The sequence below is a fragment of the uncultured Citricoccus sp. genome (genome assembly GCF_937871995.1).
Lineage (GTDB): Bacteria > Actinomycetota > Actinomycetes > Actinomycetales > Micrococcaceae > Citricoccus.
On record NZ_CALMQR010000077.1, the window covers coordinates 15,617 to 35,741 of the forward strand.

Annotated in this window: 14 protein-coding genes; 4 read left to right on the plus strand and 10 right to left on the minus strand. The window is 71.9% G+C overall.

Translation table 11 applies throughout. The features are described 5' to 3' along the window. Window positions 1-59 precede the first annotated feature (59 nt). Window positions 60-1,085, minus strand: a complete 1,026-nt coding sequence (locus tag Q0283_RS09705; RefSeq protein ID WP_183524552.1) for an ABC transporter substrate-binding protein — start codon at window positions 1,083-1,085, stop codon at window positions 60-62. A 286-nt stretch (window positions 1,086-1,371) separates the two neighbouring features. Here Q0283_RS09705 and hrpA point away from each other — a divergent pair, with 286 nt between their 5' ends. Both hrpA and Q0283_RS09715 read left to right on the plus strand, forming a co-directional pair. Next, window positions 1,372-5,448 (plus strand): ATP-dependent RNA helicase HrpA, encoded by a 4,077-nt coding sequence (gene hrpA / locus Q0283_RS09710; RefSeq protein WP_298044369.1) that lies wholly within the window; start codon window positions 1,372-1,374, stop codon window positions 5,446-5,448. A 69-nt stretch (window positions 5,449-5,517) separates the two neighbouring features. After that, window positions 5,518-6,369 (plus strand): Rieske 2Fe-2S domain-containing protein, encoded by an 852-nt coding sequence (locus Q0283_RS09715; RefSeq protein WP_183524546.1) that lies wholly within the window; start codon window positions 5,518-5,520, stop codon window positions 6,367-6,369. Window positions 6,370-6,387: 18 nt separating this feature from the next. On the opposite strand, the gene Q0283_RS09720 is transcribed toward Q0283_RS09715, so the two are convergent. The 3 genes from Q0283_RS09720 to Q0283_RS09730 all read right to left on the minus strand — a co-directional run bounded on the left by Q0283_RS09720 (window position 6,388) and on the right by Q0283_RS09730 (window position 8,494). Then, window positions 6,388-6,816, minus strand: coding sequence for an HIT family protein (locus tag Q0283_RS09720; protein ID WP_010144314.1), 429 nt, complete (start codon window positions 6,814-6,816; stop codon window positions 6,388-6,390). Between the two features lie 77 nt (window positions 6,817-6,893). Further along, complete coding sequence (locus Q0283_RS09725; protein WP_183524542.1) at window positions 6,894-7,826, minus strand: sulfurtransferase; 933 nt, start codon at window positions 7,824-7,826, stop codon at window positions 6,894-6,896. Beyond that, a complete protein-coding gene (locus Q0283_RS09730) occupies window positions 7,814-8,494 on the minus strand; it encodes an MBL fold metallo-hydrolase (protein ID WP_183524539.1) in 681 nt (226 codons plus the stop codon). Before Q0283_RS09730 ends, Q0283_RS09725 begins: the two co-directional genes overlap by 13 nt. 180 nt (window positions 8,495-8,674) lie before the next feature. On the opposite strand from Q0283_RS09730, the gene Q0283_RS09735 reads away from it, so the two are divergent. Beyond that, entirely contained in the window at window positions 8,675-9,118 is a 444-nt protein-coding gene (locus Q0283_RS09735; protein ID WP_183524536.1) for a Fur family transcriptional regulator, read from the plus strand. Here the strand turns inward: Q0283_RS09735 and Q0283_RS09740 are convergent. The 6 genes from Q0283_RS09740 to Q0283_RS09765 all read right to left on the minus strand — a co-directional run bounded on the left by Q0283_RS09740 (window position 9,085) and on the right by Q0283_RS09765 (window position 16,031). Beyond that, a complete protein-coding gene (locus Q0283_RS09740; RefSeq protein ID WP_183524533.1) occupies window positions 9,085-9,894 on the minus strand; it encodes a metal ABC transporter ATP-binding protein in 810 nt (269 codons plus the stop codon). The two genes, Q0283_RS09735 and Q0283_RS09740, sit on opposite strands and share 34 nt — an antisense overlap. Then, the gene (locus Q0283_RS09745; protein ID WP_298044371.1) at window positions 9,891-10,742 is read right to left on the minus strand and encodes a metal ABC transporter permease; all 852 of its coding nucleotides are present in this window, start codon (window positions 10,740-10,742) and stop codon (window positions 9,891-9,893) included. Before Q0283_RS09745 ends, Q0283_RS09740 begins: the two co-directional genes overlap by 4 nt. A 49-nt stretch (window positions 10,743-10,791) precedes the next feature. Next, entirely contained in the window at window positions 10,792-11,826 is a 1,035-nt protein-coding gene (locus Q0283_RS09750) for a metal ABC transporter substrate-binding protein (protein ID WP_298044373.1), read from the minus strand. Between the two features lie 90 nt (window positions 11,827-11,916). Further along, the gene (locus Q0283_RS09755; RefSeq protein WP_298044375.1) at window positions 11,917-12,984 is read right to left on the minus strand and encodes a hemolysin family protein; all 1,068 of its coding nucleotides are present in this window, start codon (window positions 12,982-12,984) and stop codon (window positions 11,917-11,919) included. After that, window positions 12,981-14,360 carry a hemolysin family protein gene (locus Q0283_RS09760; RefSeq protein WP_298044377.1) on the minus strand — a complete coding sequence of 460 codons (1,380 nt, stop codon included), beginning with the start codon at window positions 14,358-14,360 and terminating at the stop codon, window positions 12,981-12,983. The genes Q0283_RS09755 and Q0283_RS09760 overlap by 4 nt, the downstream gene beginning before the upstream one ends. A 204-nt stretch (window positions 14,361-14,564) precedes the next feature. Continuing rightward, window positions 14,565-16,031, minus strand: a complete 1,467-nt coding sequence (locus tag Q0283_RS09765) for a GuaB1 family IMP dehydrogenase-related protein (RefSeq protein WP_298044378.1) — start codon at window positions 16,029-16,031, stop codon at window positions 14,565-14,567. A gap of 203 nt (window positions 16,032-16,234) precedes the next feature. Here Q0283_RS09765 and Q0283_RS09770 point away from each other — a divergent pair, with 203 nt between their 5' ends. Beyond that, the gene (locus tag Q0283_RS09770; RefSeq protein WP_298044379.1) at window positions 16,235-20,059 is read left to right on the plus strand and encodes a multifunctional oxoglutarate decarboxylase/oxoglutarate dehydrogenase thiamine pyrophosphate-binding subunit/dihydrolipoyllysine-residue succinyltransferase subunit; all 3,825 of its coding nucleotides are present in this window, start codon (window positions 16,235-16,237) and stop codon (window positions 20,057-20,059) included. The last annotated feature ends 66 nt before the right edge of the window (window positions 20,060-20,125 follow it).

The window sequence follows — 20,125 nt, forward strand, 5'->3', positions numbered from 1 at the left end:
CCCGGCCTGGGCCGGGGCGGCACCGCGTCGTGGGAGGTGAGGGGCGCCGGGCGGGGCGGTTACTCGCCGACCGTGTGGTCGGCCTCGTCGAGCATCGACTGGGGGATCTCCACGCCCATGGCCTCGGCGGCCTTCGGGTTGACGTAGAGCTCCAGCTCGGTGGGGGTCTCGACCGGCATGGTGGCGGGATCGGCGTCCTCGGTGAGGATGCGCACGGCCATCTCGGCGGTCTGGGCGCCCAGCTTCTCGTAGTTCAGGCCGTAGGTGGCCACGGCCCCGCGCTCCACCGAGTCACCCTCGGCCGCGATGACCGGGATCTTCTGGTTCTGGGCCACGCCCAGCAGGGACTCGAGGGCGGAGACGACGGCGTTGTCGGTCGGCACGTAGAACGCGTCCACGTCCAGGGAGTTGGCGGCCTGCTGCACCTCGGAGGAGTTCGAGACGGTGGCCTCGACGATCTCCATGCCCAGCTCACCGGCGGCCTCCTTGGCCCACTCGACCTGGACCTCCGAGTTGACCTCACCGGAGGAGTAGACGATGCCCACCCGCTTGGCCTCGGGGGCCAGTTCCTTGAGCAGCTGCAACTGCTCCAGCACGGGGTTGGCGTCCGAGGTGCCCGTGACGTTCGCGCCCGGGGCCTCGAGGGAGTCCACGAGCTTGGCGGTCACCGGATCGGTCACGGCGGTGAACAGCACCGGGATGTCGCTGACCGCCTGGGCCACGGTCAGGGCCGAGGGGGTCGCGACGGCCAGGATCAGGTCCGGCTCGGCCGAGGCGAAGGTGCCGGCGATGGTGTTCGCGGTGGCCTGGTCGCCCTGGGCGTTCTGCACGTCGAGGGTGACGTCCAGCCCGGCCTCCTCGAGGCCCTCCTCGAAGCCCTTGCGGGCGGCGTCCAGGGAGGGGTGGGTGACGAACTGGGAGATGGCGATGTTGTACGACTGGGCGTCGGCCTCGGTGCCCTCGCCGCCGCCTGCCGTGGCCTCCCCGCCGTTGCCGGAACCGCCGCAGGCGGTCAGTGCGAGGGCGGAGACGGCCAGCAGGGCCCCGGCACGAAGCCCGGTGCGGGCCTTGTGGGTGCGAATCATGATGATGGTCCTTTCCATGCCGCGGTCCCCGGCGGATGGACGCAGGCTGCGCCGTCGGGTGGGATGACCGGGGACGTTGGAAGCTAAGAATAGACGTGACGCGCAACACAATGCACCACAACGCGCCCTCTCCGTGGAAAATCCCGTCCCAGGGACACGGATCGGCAGACCTTCTGTTCTCATCGCCGGGGAGAAGCCCTCCGGATCAGGACGTCTGGTCCGCCGGGCGGCCCCGCCGCAGACAGGCCGTGGTCCGGCCGTCCCGGCGACTAGACTGGCCGGTGCCATGTCCCAGTCCCCCGCCGCCACCATCCGCCTCGAGTACCCACCGCAGTTGCCGGTCTCGGCCGAGCGGGACACCATCAAGGATGCCATCCGGGACCACCAGGTGGTCATCGTGGCCGGGGAGACGGGTTCGGGAAAGACCACCCAGCTGCCCAAGATGCTCCTGGAACTGTCCCTGGACCCGGATGAGCCGGCCGTGTCCGGCACCGGCATGATCGGGCACACCCAGCCGCGCCGGCTGGCGGCACGGTCCGTGGCCGAGCGCATCGCCCACGAGCTCGGCACCCCGATCGGCACCGACGTGGGCTACCAGGTCCGGTTCACCGCCGAGACCTCGGCGGACACCCGGGTGAAGGTCATGACGGACGGCATCCTGCTGACCGAGATCCAGCACGACCGGCTGCTGTCGAAGTACGCCGCCATCATCATCGACGAGGCCCACGAGCGCAGCCTGAACATCGACGTGCTGCTGGGCTACCTCAAGCGGGTCCTGCCCGAACGGCCCGACCTGCGCGTGGTCATCACCTCCGCCACGATCGACCCGGAGTCCTTCGCCGCGCACTTCGCCCTGCCGGCCCCGGACGCCGCACCCGGCGACGCACCGGTGCCGGCCCCGATCATCGAGGTCTCCGGACGCACCTACCCGGTGGAGATCCGCTACCGGCCCCTGGACCAGCCCCGGCCGCAGGACGATCCCGACGACGACGCGGACGATGACGAGGACGCCCGGGACCCGGTGGACGCGGTCTGCGACGCCGTCGACGAGCTCTCCCGGGAGCCCGGAGGGGACATCCTGGTGTTCTTCTCCGGTGAGCGGGAGATCCGCGACGCCGCCGAGGCCCTGGCCCCGCGCGTCGCGGCCAACCGCCGGCTGGGCACCACGGAGGTGCTGCCGCTGTACGGCCGGTTGTCCATGGCCGAGCAGCACCGGGTCTTCTCCCCGGGCGGTCGCCGGCGGATCATCCTGGCCACGAACGTCGCCGAGACGTCCCTGACCGTGCCGGGCATCAAGTACGTCATCGACACCGGCACCGCGCGGATCTCCCGGTACTCCCACCGCACCAAGGTCCAGCGGCTGCCGATCGAGCGGATCAGCCAGGCCAGCGCGAACCAGCGCTCGGGCCGGTGCGGACGCACCTCGGACGGCATCGCGATCCGCCTGTACTCCGAGGAGGACTTCGCCTCCCGGCCGGAGTTCACCGACCCGGAGATCCTGCGCACCAACCTCTCCGCGGTCATCCTGCAGATGTGCTCGATGGGCGTGGCGCGCACCCCGGCCGACGTCGGGGACTTCCCGTTCCTGCAGGCCCCGGACTCCCGCCAGGTCACCGACGGCGCCGCGGTGCTCACCGAGCTCGGGGCGCTGAACAGCGGCCAGCCCGACGCCCGGGGCAAGGCCTACCCCCAGGGCACGATCACGCCGGTGGGGCGGAAGCTGGCGCGGCTGCCGGTGGACCCGCGCCTGGGGCGGATGATCGTCGAGGCCGGCGAGCGCGGCTGCGTGCGCGAGGTCATGGTCCTCGCCGCGGCCCTGACCATCCAGGACCCCCGGGAACGCCCCACGGAGCAGCGGGCCCAGGCCGACGAGCAGCACGCCCGGTTCAGGGACGAGAACTCGGACTTCTCCGCGCTGCTGAACCTGTGGTCCTACCTGCGCGAGCGCCAGAAGGAGCTCTCCGGCAACCAGTTCCGCAGGATGTGCCGCAGCGAGTACATCAACTACCTGCGGGTGCGCGAGTGGCAGGACCTGGTCCAGCAATTGCGCCAGCTGGCCAGGCCCCTGGGCATCTCGGTCTCGCCCGGCCCGGTGGACCCGGTGGGACAGCACGAGGCCGTCCACCGGTCCCTGCTGTCCGGGCTGCTGTCCCACATCGGCTCCTGGGACGAGCGCAAGCGCGAGTACGCCGGCGCCCGGAACACCCGGTTCGCCGTGTTCCCCGGTTCGGCCCTGTTCAAGAAGCGCCACGCCTTCGTCATGGCGGCCGAACTGGTGGAGACCTCGCGGCTCTGGGCGCGGATGGTGGCGAGGATCGATCCGGACTGGGCGGTGGAGGCGGCCGGGGCCCTGGCCAAGCGCACCTACAACGAGCCGCACTGGTCCCGCCGCTCCGGTTCCGTGGTGGCCCGGGAGAAGGTCACGCTGTTCGGCGTCACCCTCGTCCCCGACCGCCCGGTGCAGTTCTGGAGGATCGACCCGGCCCTGTCCCGCGAGCTGTTCATCCGGCACGCGCTGGTGGAGGGTGACTGGAAGACCCGCCACCACTTCTTCGCCCGCAACCGCCAGGCCCTGGCCGAGGTCGAGGAACTGGAGACGCGGTTGCGCCGGCGCGACCTGCGTGTCTCGGACCAGGACCTGTTCGAGTTCTACGACGCCCGGATCCCCGCCACGGTCGTCTCCGAGCGGCACTTCGACTCCTGGTGGAAGAAGGCCCGCCACCGGAGTCCGGAGCTGCTCGACTTCGACCCGCGGTCCCTGCTGGCGGTGGACACCGACGAGCTGGACACCGGCCAGTTCCCCACCACCTTCCACCACCCCACGGCCGGTGGCGGGATCGACCTGGACCTGTCCTACGACTTCAACCCGGCCGCGACCGCGGGCGAACCGGACGGCATCACGGTCATCATCCCGGTCCTGATGCTCAACCAGATGGACCCGGAGCGCTTCCGGTGGCTGGTCCCGGGGCTGCGCGTGGAACTGGTGACCGCGCTGATCAAGTCGCTGCCCAAGGCCGTGCGGAAGAACTTCGTGCCGGCCCCGGACGTGGCCCGGGCCGCCGTCGAGCGCCTGGGCCAGGACGCCGACCCGCAGGTCGACGACCTGCTGCCCGCGCTGGAGCTGGCGTTGCGCCGGCTCAAGGGCTTCGTCATCCCGCCGGGGTCCTGGGACCTCTCGGCGGTGCCGCCGCACCTGGTGCCCGACTACCGGGTGGTCGACGGCCGCGGTGCGGTGATCGGCGGCGGCCAGGACCTGGCGGCCCTGCAGGACCGGCTGGCCGGCCAGAATCGCACGGCCATCGCCGAGTCGCTGGCGCGGGCCGCCGGCGGCCCCGCGGCAGGGCCCGCCGGCGGCACCCCCTCCCCCGGCGCCGTCCCCGGGACGGGCGGCCGCGGCGGGACCGGCCGGGGTGCGACGCCGGGCGGCGGGCAGGCAGGACCGGCCCGGTCCGCGGTGCCGGCCCTGGCCGAACGCCACGGCATGACGACGTGGGACGTCGGGGACATCCCCCGCAAGCTGGACACCAGGATCGCCGCCGGGTCCGGGACGCAGCGCATCACCGGGTATCCGGGTCTGACCGCCGAGACCCTGGCGAACGGTTCCCCGGCGGCCGGGCTGACCGTGTTCCGCACCGAGGCGGACCAGCGCGCCGCCCACCGGGCCGGTGTGGTGAACCTGCTGCTCGCCCAGGTCCCGAGCCCGCAGCGCTACGTGCTGGACCACCTGGACAACCGGGAGAAGCTGACCTTCACGCAGAACCCCCACGGCTCGGTGGACCAGCTGGTGGCCGACTGCACCCGGGCCGCGGTGGACAGGCTGGTGCCCGAGGACCTGCCCTTCACCGCCGGCGAGTTCCAGGACCTGTTCACCGCCGTGCGCGCGGAACTGATCGACACGGTGTTCGCCGTGACGGCCGTCGTGGAGAAGGTCCTGTCCCGCGCCAGCCGGGTCCGCCGCGAGCTCAAGGGCTCGGTGTCCCTGGCGATGGCGCCGGCGCTCAGTGACATCAAGGCCCAGCTGGACCAGCTCATCGTCCCCGGCTTCGTGGCGGCCACGGGATGGCGGCACCTGCAGCACCTGCCGCGCTACCTGGACGGCATGCTGCGCCGGATCGAGAGGCTCCAGGCCGGTGGGCACCTGCAACGGGACGGCCTGGACATGGCCGTGGTCCAGGCCCTCGAGGACGACTTCGATGCCGCCGTCGCCGCCGTACCGGCCGGCCGGCCGGTGCCCGCGGCCCTGGAGGAGGTGCGCTGGCTGCTCGAGGAGTTGCGGATCAGCTTCTTCGCGCAGGACCTCGGCACCGCCGTGTCCGTCTCCGAGAAGCGCGTCCGTCAGGCCCTGAGGCAGGCCACGGGCTGACCTGACGGCCCGCGGCGGCGGCCTGCGGTCCCTTGTCCGCGTCGAGGCGCCGGTGCCACACTGGCCGCCATGAAGGTACTCGACGAGCTCATGGGACGCGTGGAGCGCTGGAAGGCGCTGGACCGGGTCGGGCGTCCCGCCGCGGCCGCCGTGGGACGGGTGGTGAGCCCGAGGCCGGTACGCAATCTCCTCAGCGGCACCGCCCTGGGACACCCGGCGCATCCGCTGCTCACCGACCTGCCGATCGGGGCCTGGTCCATGGCCACGCTGCTGGACCTGGTGGGAGGACGGGCGTCCGAACCGGCCGCCGACCTGCTCGTGGCCGCCGGGATGGCGAGCGCCGTCCCCACGGCCGCCACCGGGCTCAACGACTGGTCCGACACCCAGGGTGCCGCCCGCCGGGTGGGCCAGGTGCACGCCGCCTCCGTCAACATCGGCCTGGCCCTCTACACGGCCTCCTTCGTGTCCCGCCGCCGCGGGGCCCGCACCGCGGGCAAGGTCCTCGGCCTGGCCGGGCTCGGGGCCGTCATGGCCGGCGGGTACCTCGGTGGGCACCTCAGCTACGCCCTGGGCGTCAACGTGAACCGGACCGCGTGGCGCAAGGGCCCCCGGGACTGGACCGAGGTCCTGGACGCCGCGGAGCTGACGCCCGGCGGGCACCGCGTGGTGCAGGCGGGCCCGGTGTCCGTGCTGCTGGTGTGGGACGCGGAGGGGATCACCGCGCTGGACAGCGTCTGCAGCCACATGGGCGGCCCCCTGGAGGAGGGCACCATCGCCGACGGCTGCGTCACCTGCCCCTGGCATGGCAGCACGTTCCGGCTGGGGGACGGAAGCATCGTCCGCGGCCCGGCCAGCGTCGCCCAGCCGGCCTACGAGACGCGGGTGCGGGACGGCCGGATCCAGGTCCGGGCCCGGCCCTAGCCGGTACCGGCCAGGGCGTCAGTCCCCGGGGACGAACTCCCCGTGACCGGCCACCCGCAGCCCGGCACGGATCTTCTCGGCGGCGGCGTCCAGGTCCTCCGGCTCGGGGCTGTTGTCCACCTGCTCCAGGTCGAAGTCGTCGAGGGAGTTGGACGGCCAGACGTGCACGTGCAGGTGCGGGATCTCGTACCCGGCGACCATCAGTCCGGCCCGCTGGGCGCCGAAGGCCTCCACCTGCACCTTGCCGATCGCCTGGGCCACCGTGACCAGGTGCGAGACGAGCCCCGGATCCGCCTCGGTCCACTTGTCCACCTCGGCGCGGGGCACCACGAGGGTGTGACCCTGGGTCAGGGGACCGATGGACAGGAAGGCCGCGCAGGTCTCGTCCTGCCAGACGAAGCGGCCGGGCAGCTCCCCGTTGATGATGCGCGTGAAGACGGTGCTCATGGTGTGGACTCCTCCATCGTGGTGGTGCGTGGGTGGACGTTCAGGGACGGGTGCGGGCGGATCCGCGCGGCGGGCCGTCAGGGGTGCTCGCCGGTGGCCACCGGACGACCCGGCGTGTTGGACCAGGCCGACCAGGAACCGGGGAACAGCGCCGCCCGGTACCCCGCGATGTTCAGCGCGGCCACCTCGTGGGCGGCGTTCACGCCCGAGCCGCAGTAGGCCCCCACCGGGTGGTCCCGGTCCGCCCCCAGGGCGCGGAACCGCTCGGCCAGCTCGGCCGCCGGAAGGAACCGGCCGTCCTCGTCCACGTTCTGCGTGGTGGGGGCGCTGACGGCGCCGGGGATGTGTCCGGCCTGGGGGTCCAGCGGTTCCTCCTCCCCGCGGTAGCGGGCGGCGGACCGGGCGTCCAGGAGCAACCCGGACCGGGGCAGGCCCGCGGCGGAGTCCATGTCGAGCACCGGCATCCTGCCCCAGTCGGTCCGGGCGTTGCCGGGGCGCGGGATCACCTCCCCCGCCTGCAGCGGCAGTCCGGCCGCCCGCCAGGCCGCCAGGCCGCCGTCGAGCAGGTAGGTGCGGTCCAGGCCCACGTGCCGCAGCAGCCACCAGGCCCGGGCGGCCGAGGTCCCCTGGGCGTCGTCGTAGACCACCACGGTGTCCCCGTCGTCGATGCCGAGCATCCGCACGGTGTCCCCGAACCGGTCCGGGTCCGGCAGCGGGTGCCGGCCCTCGCGCGGGTTGTCGTGGCCGGCCAGCTGGCTGTCCATGCTCACGTACACCGCCCCGGGAAGGTGGCCCCGCAGGTACTCGCCGTGGCCGTTCTGGGACCCCAGGGCGGTCCACCGGACGTCCAGCACCTTCACGGCCTCGGGATCAGGACGCGGCTCCGTGGCCGCGAACCCCGGACGTGGCGGTCCGTCCGGCACCGGCGCCGCGGCCGGGGCATGGCCCTGCCAGGCGGCCACCGTCCGTGCGTCCACCAGGACGGGGGCGGCGCCGTTCACCCGATCCACGCGGTCTCCCCCTCCTCCAGGACGAGCAGCGTGGTCCCGTGGCGCTCGGCGAACGCGGTGGCCTGACGGCGGTACATCGGCAGCCCGCGGCCGTTGAGCAGCCCGTCGTGGACGGGGATGGCCTGGCGGGGGCGCACGGCGGTGATGAAGTCGACCATCTCGGCCAGCTTGGACCACGGGGCGCTCAGCGGGACCAGGAGGGTGTGCGGGGCCGGGCCGTCGGGGACGATGTAGCTGTCCCCGGGGTGGTAGACCTGCCCGTCGAGGACGTAGCCGGTGTTGGCGACCACGGGGATCTGGGGATGGATGAGGGCGTGCTGGCCACCCACGGTCCGCACCGCGAAGCCCGCGGTCTCGAACTGTTCCCCGGGACCCGTGGCGATGATCCGCTCGGCCGGGACCCCGGCGGCGCCGGCGGCACCGGCGAGCCGGGCGGCAGGGGCCGCGGGGGCACGGACGGTGACCTCCGGGTTCGCCGCGAGGAAGTCGAGGACGGGTCCGTCGTCGAGGTGGTCTGCGTGCTCGTGGGTGACGAGGATGTGCTCGGCACCCTCCAGTGCCACCGGGACGTCCGTGAAGTTCCCGGGGTCGATGACCAGGCGCCGGCCGGCCTTCTCCAGCCGGACGCACGCGTGACCGAACTTGGTCAGGGCGATCTGCGATTCCACCCGGCCAGCCTATCCCGGAACCTCGGCCGTCGTCAGTCACCGACCCGTCCGGAACGGCACCGAACCGCCCGGTCAACCGCGGGTCGAGGAGGGTGGACGGTGAGCCGGTGAGGACCCGGTGACGGGCGGGGCCTGCGGAGGACGCGGGGCCGGACCCGGCGCTGGTAGCCTGTGCGGGACATGAACGCCGGACCCGACGCGACCACGCCGCCCCCGCCGCAGCCCCCCAGGCCGGCCCGGGGACGGTCCACTCGGCAGAAGACCGCGGTGAACAGGGCACTGGACGAACTCCGCGACTTCGTCAGCGCCCAGGACCTGTTCGCCCTCCTCAAGGACCAGGGTGAGCAGGTCTCCCTCGCCACCGTCTACCGCATCCTGCAGCAGCAGCAGCAGGAGGGGCTGGTGGACGTCCTCAACCCGGACGACGGGGAGTCCCTGTACCGGCGCTGCGAGGTGCAGACCCACCACCATCACCTCGTGTGCCGGCGGTGCGGGCGCGCCGTGGAGATCGAGGCGCCGGCCGTGGAGCGGTGGACCGCACGGATCGCGAGCGAGCACGGGTTCACGGATGCGGAGCACACGGTGGAGATCTACGGCATCTGCCCCGACTGCTCGCGCCCCTGAACCTCGTCCGGCCCGCAGTCCGGGTCCACGAGCAACGGTGCCGAGGAGCGGTGCAGCGACCCCAGCCCGTAGACGTCCTCCAGGTTCCTGCGGGTCATGACCTCCGCCGGGGCCCCGGAGGCCACGACGCGCCCGTTGACCAGGATCACGTGGTCGGCGGCGCCGGCCTCCTCGAGGTCATGGGTGGTCAGCACCACGGAGTGCCCGTGCTCCGTCTCGGCGTGGATGATGCGGTCGATCGTCCGGGCCGAGGTGATGTCCAGTCCGGTCATCGGCTCGTCGAGCATGAGCACCTCGTGCCCCTGCGCCAGGCCCTGCGCCACGTACACGCGCTGCCGCTGGCCCCCGGAGAGCTCCTCCAGGTGCCGGCCGGCCAGGTCCGTCACGTTCATCTTCTCGAGGGCCTCCGCCACGGCGGCCCGATCCGCCCGGGAGAACGGGCGCAGCCACCCCCGGGAGGGGTAGCGGCCCATCCTCACGACGTCCCGCACGGTCATCGGCGTGCCCACCGGGAACACCACGGACTGCATGACGTAGGAGATCCGCCGGCGGTTGGCGCGCGCGGATCCGCCGAGCACGCGCAGCGAGCCCGACGTCGGCTCCAGCACCCCGGCGATCGCCTGCAGCAGGGTGGACTTCCCGGACCCGTTGGGTCCGATCACGGCCGTCACCCCGCCCACCGGCACCCGGAACGTGGAGGCCCGCAGGGCGACGTGGCGCCCGTGGGACAGCACGAGGTCACGGGCCTCGACCAGCGCCTGGGCCGCGGCGCTCATGCCGTCACCTCGGCACCGCGGCGCAGGGGGCGGATCCTGCGCAGGGTCTCCCGGACGGTCAGGACGATGAAGAACAGCACGATGGGCACCAGGGCCATGGTGGCCGAGCCCGCCGTGCCCAGGTGGTAGCTCAGGCCCAGCCCCACGACCACCGAGACCGCCGCGATGCCGGTGGAGACGGCGAACATCACCGGCACCGTCCGGGACACGAGTGCCGCGGTGGCCGGCGGGCCGACCAGCAGCCCGAAGACGAGCATGGTGCCCACGGCCTGGAAGCTGCCGATCACGGCGGTCGCGATGAGCACCAGCAGCAGGGCGTGGGTCAGCTTCGGGTGCATGCCCAGGGACTCCGACTTGGCCCGGGAGAAGGACAGGGCCATCAGCGGGCGGTAGAGCAGGACGGCGAAGAGGATGACCACGACGGCTATGATCGCCTGGACGCGGATGTCCGCCCAGGTCACGCCCAGCGCGTCACCGAACAGGATGGCCGTCAGGGAGCCGGTGTAGGACTCGGCCCGGGAGATGATCACCACGCCCAGGGCCATCATCCCGACGAACAGCAGGCCGATCGAGGTGTCCTCCTTCAGCGTGGTGGTCCGGTACACGAGCTGCATCCCGCCGACCATGGCGGCCGCGGCGACCGCGGCGCCCAGGTAGGGGGAGAACCCCACCACCACGGCCGCGGCGATGCCGGGGATCACCCCGTGCACGAAGGCGTCGCCGAAGAAGCTCATGCCGCGCAGCACCAGCCAGACGCCGACGACGGAGCACATCAGCGCCGCGACCAGGCCGCCGACGAGGGCACGCTGCTGGAATCCCAGGGCGAAGGGCTCGATCAACCAGTCCACGGCGACCACCCTACTGGCCGCTCGCGGCGGCGTGCGGTGCGGGGCCCGCTCACGCGAGCGCGTCCGCAAGGGCCCGCGCGGTGGCCACCATGGCGTCGGCGTAGTCCTCGGCACCGGAGTCCTGGGGGCCCACCCCGCCCTCGTAGACCTCGACCACGGGGACCTCTCCGCCGGTCTCCGCGGAGAGCGCGGGGATGAGCTTGTTGCCCGAGCCGGCGCTCATGACGAGGGCATCGGCGCCCTGGTCCTCGATCTGCGCGACCAGCTGGGCCAGCCGCTCGGAGGACGGTTCCGCGTCGGTGGCCCCACCCGGGACGACGACGCCGGCGATCTCGAAGCCGTAGGCGTCGGCGAAGTAGGCGTAGGCGGCGTGGTCGGTGACCAGCGTGCGGCGGTCCGCGGGGATCGCCTCGAGGACCTCGCGCACCTCGGCGTCCGCGGCCCCGAGGGTCTCGGCGGTCTCCTGTCCGCAGTCCGCGTACCGCTCGTCCCCGGTCGTGCGCGCGAGCTCGTCACCGATCACCCCGGCGGCCGTCGCCATCCGGGAGACGTCCATCCACACGTGCGGATCCTGTGCACCGTGGGCGTCCGCGTCCTCCCCGGCATGGGCCTCCCCCTCCTCCTCCGCGTGGGCGTCCTCCTCGGAGGCGTACGGCAGCGGGTCGAGCTGGGGGCCGACCTCGAGCAGGGTGGCGCCGTCGGCGGCCGCATTGTCCAGGGCGGCCTGCATCCCGGACTCCAGGCCCAGTCCGTTGGCCACGACCAGCCCGGTCCGGGTCATCTCCGCGATCTGCTGGGAGGACGGGGCGAAGTCATGGGGGTCGTCCCCCGGGCCCATCAGCGTGCGGGACGAGGTCCCCGCGCAGGCGGTGATGTCCGCCAGGACGCTGCCGAGCTGCGTCGTGGTCGCCACGGCCACCGGCTCGCCCCCCGCCGCGGTCTCCTGGTCCGTGCCTCCCGCGCCTCCCGGGCCGCCGCCGGCACAGGAGGTGAGGGTGAGCAGGGCGACGACGGCCAGGCCGCTCACGCCCGCCACGGTCGGGAGCGGGCGGGCACGGCGGCCGGGGCGGGGGGAATCGGGCATCGGGGTCCTTCGGGAAGAGCGGTCGGGAATGGGGACCAGCGTAGCATGTTGAGAACTGTTCCCAATAAGGCTGGCCAGCCCCCGGATCCGTCAGGCGTGACGACGCACCCGGTTCGGGTTGTTCGACTGGGTGGCGTCGTGGATCTCCCCCACCAGCACCTCGAGCACGTCCTCGAGGAACAGCACGCCGACCGTCTCACCCGCCGCGGAGATCACGCGCGCCAGGTGCGAACCGGTGCGCTGCATCAGGGACAACGCGTCCTCGATCTCGTCGGCGACGCCCACGTTGGCCAGGGAGCGGACCTTGGTGACGGGCACGGGTTCGCGGTAGTACTGCTCCGGGACGGTCATGACGTCCTTGAGGTGGAGGTAGCCCGTGTAGGAGCCGTCCGCGTCCTGGAGCACGAACCGGGAGAACCCGGTCCGCCCCACGGCCTTCTCGAAGGCCTCGGGGGCCACGTCCGCGGCCAGGGTGACCAGCTCGGCGCTGGGCACCATCACCGCACCGGCGGTGTAGTCCGAGAACTCCAGGGCCCCGCTGAGCAGCCCGGAGCCGTCGTCCACCAGCCCGGTGCGAGTGGACTCGGCGACGATCGACTGGACCTCCTCCAGGGTGTAGGTGGAGTTGACCTCGTCCTGGGGCTCGACCTTGAGGGCGCGCAGCACCAGGTTCGCGGCCCAGTTGAGCATGACGATGACCGGGTGCAGCACCTTGTTCAGCCAGACCAGCGGGGTAGCCAGCAGCATGACGGCCTTGTCCGCCATGGACACGGCCGCGTTCTTCGGGACCATCTCGCCGAAGGTGACGTGCAGGAAGGTGACCACCAGCAGGGCGATGACGAACGCCGAGACGTCCGCGACCGCCGTCGGGACCCCCGCCGCCTCCAGCGGGGCCACCAGCAGGTGGTGGATGGCCGGCTCGGAGACGTTGAGGATCAGCAGCGAGCAGACGGTGATCCCGAGCTGGCACACGGCCAGCATCTGGCTGACGTGCTCCATGGCGAACAGGGCCGTCCTCGCCCGCCCGGACCCGGCCTCGGCCTTCGGCTCGACCTGGCTGCGGCGGGCGCCCATGACGGCGAACTCGCCCGCCACGAAGAAGGCGTTGGCCGCCAGCAGCACGACCAGCCAGAGCATGCCCATGATGTCCTGGTTCATCGGGTCTCCTCCTGGGCCCGGGCGCTGCGGGCGGTCCGGGACGCCTCCGCCGGTGACCCGGCGGACGGGGTCCCGGCGGCACGCGCGGCCGGGATGAACTTGACCCGGTCCACGCGCCGGCCGTCCATGCGCTCCACCTCGAGCGTGCCGCCCTCGGCCTCGACGCGGTCCCCGACCTCGGCCACCCGGCCCAGGACGGCCATCACGTACCCGCCGACGGTGTCATAGGAGCCGTCCTCCGGGACCTTCAGGGACGGGATCTGGGCGCCGACCTCGTCCGGGCGCATCAGGGCCGGGAAGTACCACTTCCCGGAGGCGGTCTGCAGCACGCCCGGTGTCACCCGGTCGTGCTCGTCGGAGACCTCCCCCACGATCTCCTCCACCAGGTCCTCGAGGGTGACCATCCCGGCCGTGCCGCCGTACTCGTCCACCACCATCGCCACCTGCAGGCTGGCCGAGCGCAGCTCGCCGAGCAACTGGTCCAGGTGGACGGTCTCCGGAACGCGGCCGACGTCGGTCATGATGGTGGCCGCGACGAGCTCGGGACGCTTGGCGCGCGGGACGGCCACGGCCTTCTTCACGTGCAGCACCCCGCGGACGTCGTCCGGGGAGTCGCCGATGACCGGGAACCGGGAGTACCCGGTGCGCCGGGCGATGTCGATGACCGAGTCCAGCGGCTCGTCAGCCTCGATGGACTCCATGCGGATGCGCGGGGTCATGACGTCCGCCGCGGTGCGGTCCGAGAAGCGCAGCGTGCGGTCCACGAAACTGGCCGTCTTCTCGTCCAGGGTGCCCATCTCCGCCGAGCGGCGCACCAGCGAGGAGAGCTCATCGGGGGTGCGGGCCCCGGAGATCTCCTCCTTGGCCTCCATCCCGAACAGGTGCAGCACGCGGTTGGAGAAGCCGTTGAGCACGAAGATCACCGGCCGGAACACGGCGGTGAAGACCAGCTGGGGACGGGCCAGCGCGCGGCCGACCTGCATCGAGCGGGCGATGGACAGGTTCTTCGGGATCAGCTCACCGACGAGCATCGACAGCAGCGTGGCCACCACCATCGCCACCACGAGGGACACCGTGGAGGCGGTGGCCTCCGGCACGCCCCAGGCGGTCATCGGCCCTGCCAGCAGCGCCCCGAGGGAGGGCTCCATGAGGTAACCGGTGAGCAGGGTGGTCAGCGTGATGCCGAGCTGGCAGGCCGAGAGCTGCGTCGAGAGCGACTTCAGGCACTTCAGCAGGGGCTCGGCACCCCGGTCGCCGTCGTCCACCAGTCGCTGCACGGTGGGCACGTCCAGGGCGATCATCGAGAACTCGACGGCCACGAAGAACCCGGTGCCCAGGATGAGCAGCAGGCCCAGGGCCAGCAGGAGCCATTCCATGGTCAGCGCTCACCCCCGTCACGGGGAGCGTCGGAACGGGCCCCGCAGGGCCGGCCGTCAGTCAGGGGTGAGCACGTACTAGAGGGCTCCGTTCCGGCCACGGCGGCGGATGCGCGGTGGCGGGAGGAGGCACCGGATCGGTGTCTGTCCATGATGGGACCCAGTATATGGGGTGCCCGGGACCTCCCCCTGTCGGGCACTCCATCACCAGGACTGCGCGAGGGGCCGCCCCTCCTCATAGCCGGCGGCCGACTGCACGCCCACCACGGCGCGCTCCCGGAACTGCTCGAGGTCCGCGGCGCCGGCATAGGTCATGGACGAGCGCACGCCGGCGGTGATCATGTCCAGCAGGTCCTCCACGGAGGGCCGTTCGGGGTCCAGGTACATCCTCGAGGTGGAGATCCCCTCCTCGAACATGGCCTTGCGGGCGCGGGCGTAGGCGTCCTCGGTCCGCGTCCGGTTCTGGACGGCCCGCGCCGAGGCCATGCCGAAGCTCTCCTTGTAGCGACGCCCGTCGGCATCGGTCACCAGGTCCCCCGGGGACTCGACAGTGCCGGCGAACCAGGACCCGATCATCACCTGGGAGGCACCCGCCGCGAGCGCCAGGGCAACGTCCCGCGGATACCGCACGCCGCCGTCGGCCCACACCCGCCTGCCCAGGTCCCGGGCGGCGGCCGCGCACTCCAGCACCGCGGAGAACTGCGGGCGGCCCACCGCGGTCATCATGCGCGTGGTGCACATCGCGCCGGGGCCCACGCCGACCTTGACGATGTCCGCGCCGGCCGCGACCAGCTCGCGCACGCCGGCCGCGGACACCACGTTCCCGGCCACCACCGGCACCGTCAGGCCCAGCCCGCGCACCGCGGCCAGGGCGTCGAGCATCTTGCGCTGGTGGCCGTGGGCGGTGTCCACCACCAGGACGTCCACGCCGGCCTCCACCAGGGCGGCGGCCCGGCCGGCCACGTCCCCGTTGATCCCGACGGCGGCACCCAGTCGCAGCCGTCCGTCGCCGTCGAGCGCGGGGGCGAACATGCCCGAGCGCAGCGCTCCGGCGGGCGTCAGGATGCCCACCAGCCGGTCCCCGTCCAGCACCGGTGCATAGGGCGTGGCGCTGGCGTCCATGGCGGTGAAGGCCCTCTCGAGGGCCTGTTCGGGCACCCGCCCGCCGACCGGCGCCGGGAAGTCACCGGCCTGGAGGGCCATTGACGGCTGACGCAGGACGGAGTCGACCGAGGAGAAGCGGTCCACCCCCTCGCAGTCCTCGTGGCGCACGATCCCGGCGAAGGCGCCGTCCTCGTCCACGACGCACACGGCCGGGTGGTTCCGCTTGCCCAGCAGGTGCAGCACGTCCAGGACGGTGTCCGTGGGGTGGACCTCCAGCGGGGTCTCGAAGACGGGGTGGCGGTCCTTGACCCAGCCGGCCACTCGCCGGATCACGGTGATCGGCACGTCCTGGGGCAGGATGCCGAGGCCGCCGCGGCGCGCCATCGTCTCCACCATGCGCCGCCCCGTCACCGCGGTCATGTTGGCGGCCACCAGCGGGATGGTGGCGCCCGTGCCGTCGTCGGCCGCGATGTCGACGTCCATCCGGCTCGTCACCTCGGACTTCGAGGGGACCAGGAAGACGTCGGAGTAGGTGAGGTCGGTGGTGGGGGCCGTGATGAACTCCATGGCCCCATCGTCCCATCCGTTCGCGCCACGGCGGCAATTCCCCGCGGGGGCGTTGGTGCCTGACCTCGAAATATCACTATGCTGGTACGAGCGTGCCCACGGGCCGGACTGCACGGTCCGGTGCCCGCCGGACCGGAGCGGGGCGCGCGGGCGAAATCCCCGCCGGTGAATCACATCATGACTACGGAAGAGGCGTATCCACCGTGCCAGAACTCACGTCCGACCGGCTTTCCGCGGAATTCCCCGGAAACGAATGGCTCGTCGCGGAGATCTACGACAAGTACAAGGCGGACAAGTCCTCCGTGGACGCGAAGTGGGTGGAGATCTTCGAGCGTCTCGAGGCGGACGGACCGGCCGGTGGCGCGTCCCCGGCCGGCGCCGGGACGTCCAACGATCGGGCCCGTCCTTCCGGCACCTCGACCGCGACCCAGGTGAAGGACCTCCCCCGGGACCCCGGCAAGCAGCCCGGTGCCAGCGCGGCCACCGCCTCCGGTGCGAAGCCCGCCCCGAAGGCCGCTCCCGGGCCGGCCGCCAAGCCTGCCGCGCAGACGGCGGCGTCCCCGTCGTCCTCCCAGTCGCCCTCGGTCAAGAAGTCCAGCGCACCGGCCGGCACCCCCGTGCCCTCGGAGCCGGAGAAGTCCAAGAAGAAGGACGCCTCCGAACCGCTCGAGGACAAGGTCACCCCGCTGCGCGGCATGTCCCGGGCCGTGGCGAAGAACATGGACGCCTCGCTGTCCATGCCCACCGCCACCACCGTGCGTGATGTCCCGGCCAAGCTGCTGATCGACAACCGGATCATCATCAACAACCACCTCAAGCGCACCCGCGGTGGCAAGGTGTCCTTCACCCACCTGATCGGCTATGCCCTGGTGCGCGCCCTGGCCCAGTACCCGGCCATGAACGTGCTCTACCGCGAGGTCGACGGCAAGCCCTCCCTCGTCGAGCCGGCGCACGTGAACTTCGGACTGGCCGTCGACCTGCCCCAGAAGGACGGTTCGCGCACCCTGGTCGTGCCGAACATCAAGGGCGCCGAGTCCCTGAACTTCATCGAGTTCTGGCGGGCCTACGAGGACCTCGTCAAGCGTGCCCGCGACAACAAGCTGGGCCTCGAGGACTACGCGAACACGACCGTCTCGCTGACCAACCCCGGTGGCATCGGCACGGTGCACTCCGTCCCGCGGCTGTCCGAGGGCCAGGCCGCGATCATCGGCGTGGGTGCCCTGAACTACCCGGCCGAGTTCCAGGGCGCCTCGGAGAAGACCCTGAACCGGCTGGCGGTCTCCAAGACCATCACGCTGACCTCGACCTACGACCACCGTGTCATCCAGGGCGCTGCCTCGGGCGAGTTCCTCAAGCTCATCCACGGGCTGCTGCTGGGCGAGCAGGACTTCTACGACGAGATCTTCGAGTCCCTGCGCATCCCCTACGAGCCGGCCCGCTGGCGGCCCGACGTCCAGGTCAACCCCGAGGACCAGATCAACAAGGTGGCCCGGATCCAGCAGCTGATCCACGCCTACCGCGTGCGCGGACACCTGATGGCGGACGTGGACCCGCTCGAGTACACGATGCGCAAGCACCCGGACCTGGACATCCTGCACCACGGGCTGACCCTGTGGGACCTGGACCGCGAGTGGCCGACCGGTGGTTTCGGCGGCAAGCCGATGCTGCCGCTGCGCGACATCCTGGGCGTGCTGCGTGACGCCTACTGCCGCAACACCGGCGTGGAGTACATGCACATCCAGGACCCGGCCGAGCGCCAGTGGTTCCAGGACGAGCTGGAGCACCCCTACTCCAAGCCGACCCGGGAGGAGCAGCTGCGCATCCTCGGCCGGCTCAACGCCGCCGAGGCGTTCGAGACCTTCCTGCAGACCAAGTTCGTGGGCCAGAAGAGGTTCTCCCTCGAGGGCGGCGAGTCACTGATCCCGCTGCTCGACGGCGTCATCTCCGGTGCCGCGGACGAGGGCCTGGAAGGGGTGGGCATCGGCATGGCCCACCGCGGCCGGCTCAACGTGCTCACCAACATCGCCGGGAAGACCTACGCACAGGTCTTCCGCGAGTTCGAGGGCACCGCGATCCCGGGGTCCGTCGAGGGCTCCGGTGACGTCAAGTACCACCTGGGCACCGAGGGCACGTTCGTCTCGGACCGCGGCAACCGCACGAAGGTCTACCTTGCCGCCAACCCGTCCCACCTCGAGGCCGTCAACCCGGTCCTGGAGGGACTGGTCCGCGCGAAGCAGGACCGGCTGGACCACGGTGCGGAGTCCGTGAACTCCTACTCGGTGCTGCCGATCCTGGTCCACGGCGACGCGGCCTTCGCCGGCCAGGGCGTGGTGGTCGAGACCCTGAACCTGTCCCAGCTGCGCGGGTACCGCACGGGCGGCACGATCCACGTGATCGTCAACAACCAGGTCGGCTTCACCACCCCGCCGTCCTCGGCCCGGTCCTCCGTCTACGCCACGGACGTGGCCAAGACCATCCAGGCGCCGATCTTCCACGTCAACGGCGACGACCCGGAGTCCGTGGTCCGCGTGGCCCAGATGGCCTTCCAGTACCGGCAGCGGTTCAACAAGGACGTCGTCATCGACCTGATCTGCTACCGGCGTCGCGGCCACAACGAGGGTGACGATCCCTCGATGACCCAGCCGCGGATGTACAACCTCATCGAGCAGAAGCGCTCCGTCCGCAAGCTGTACGTGGAGAACCTCGTCGGCCGTGGTGACATCACCCAGGACGAGGCGGACTCGGCGCTGCGCGACTACCAGCAGCGCCTCGAACGGGTGTTCTCGGAGACCCACGAGGCCCAGACCTCCCCCATCCCGGTGGTCGGCGCGGGCCTGGAGAGGGCCTCGAACGAGGTCGACCGCGCCCCGCAGGCCCCGGACGGCACCCGGATCCCCGAGGAGGTCCTGCAGCGGATCGGCGAGGCGCACCTCGAGATCCCGGAGGGCTTCACCGTCCACCCGAAGCTGAAGGCACTGCTCGAGCGGCGCGCCAAGATGGCCGTCAACGGCGAGATCGACTGGGGCTTCGCGGAACTGGCCGCGTTCGGCTCCCTCCTCATGGAGGGCGTGCCGGTGCGCGTGGCCGGCCAGGACTCCCGCCGCGGGACGTTCGTCCAGCGCCACGCCGTGTTCCACGACCGGGCCAACGACGACGAGTGGACGCCGCTGAAGAACCTCTCCAGCGACCAGGCGAAGTTCTGGATCTACGACTCGCTCCTCAGCGAGTACGCGGCCATGGGCTTCGAGTACGGGTACTCCGTGGAACGCTCGGACGCCCTGGTGCTCTGGGAGGCCCAGTTCGGCGACTTCGTCAACGGCGCCCAGACCCTGATCGACGAGTTCCTCTCCTCCTCGGAGCAGAAGTGGGGCCAGAACTCCTCGCTCGTGCTGTTGCTGCCCCACGGGTATGAGGGCCAGGGGCCGGACCACTCCTCGGCCCGCATCGAGCGGTTCCTGCAGATGTGCGCGCAGGACAACATGCGGGTGGCCAACCCCTCCAACGGCGCCAACCACTTCCACCTGCTGCGCGAGCAGGCGTACGCCCGGCCGCGGCGCCCGCTGATCGTCTTCACACCCAAGCAGCTGCTGCGCCTGAAGGCGGCGGCGTCCTCGGTGGAGGACTTCACCCGGGGCCGCTTCCAGGCCGTCATCCCGGACCGGGAGGTGGACTCCTCCGTGGAGAAGGTGCTGCTGGTCTCCGGCCGGCTGTACTACGACCTGCTGGCGCGCCGGAGCAAGGACCAGGACACCAAGACGGCGATCGTCCGCGTGGAGCAGCTCTACCCGCTGCCGGAGGACGAGATCGCGGCCGAGCTGGCCAAGTACCCGGACGCCCAGGTCTGCTGGGTCCAGGACGAGCCGGCCAACCAGGGACCGTGGCCCTTCATGGCCCTGAACCTGCTGCCGCAGCTGGACCGCGAGGTCACGCTGGTGTCGCGTCCGGCCTCGGCCTCCACCGCGGCCGGCTCCAAGGCCCGTCACGACCAGGAGGCGTCGGTCCTGCTGGACCAGGCCTTCTCCCGCTGACCACCGCGGGGCGCCGCAACAGGCGGCTGCCCCGGGGGTTTCCGACCGGGATCCGGCCCGCCCATC

Bases quoted from the DNA above. Each gene is read 5' to 3' on its own strand.
- Q0283_RS09705 (WP_183524552.1), bottom strand. From the start codon at position 1,085: ATGATTCGCACCCACAAGGCCCGCACCGGGCTTCGTGCCGGGGCCCTG.
- Q0283_RS09735 (WP_183524536.1), top strand. From the start codon at position 8,675: ATGAACGCCGGACCCGACGCGACCACGCCGCCCCCGCCGCAGCCCCCC.
- Q0283_RS09720 (WP_010144314.1), bottom strand. From the start codon at position 6,816: ATGAGCACCGTCTTCACGCGCATCATCAACGGGGAGCTGCCCGGCCGC.
- Q0283_RS09765 (WP_298044378.1), bottom strand. From the start codon at position 16,031: ATGGAGTTCATCACGGCCCCCACCACCGACCTCACCTACTCCGACGTC.
- Q0283_RS09755 (WP_298044375.1), bottom strand. From the start codon at position 12,984: ATGAACCAGGACATCATGGGCATGCTCTGGCTGGTCGTGCTGCTGGCG.
- Q0283_RS09750 (WP_298044373.1), bottom strand. From the start codon at position 11,826: ATGCCCGATTCCCCCCGCCCCGGCCGCCGTGCCCGCCCGCTCCCGACC.
- Q0283_RS09740 (WP_183524533.1), bottom strand. From the start codon at position 9,894: ATGAGCGCCGCGGCCCAGGCGCTGGTCGAGGCCCGTGACCTCGTGCTG.
- Q0283_RS09715 (WP_183524546.1), top strand. From the start codon at position 5,518: ATGAAGGTACTCGACGAGCTCATGGGACGCGTGGAGCGCTGGAAGGCG.
- Q0283_RS09760 (WP_298044377.1), bottom strand. From the start codon at position 14,360: ATGGAATGGCTCCTGCTGGCCCTGGGCCTGCTGCTCATCCTGGGCACC.
- hrpA (WP_298044369.1), top strand. From the start codon at position 1,372: ATGTCCCAGTCCCCCGCCGCCACCATCCGCCTCGAGTACCCACCGCAG.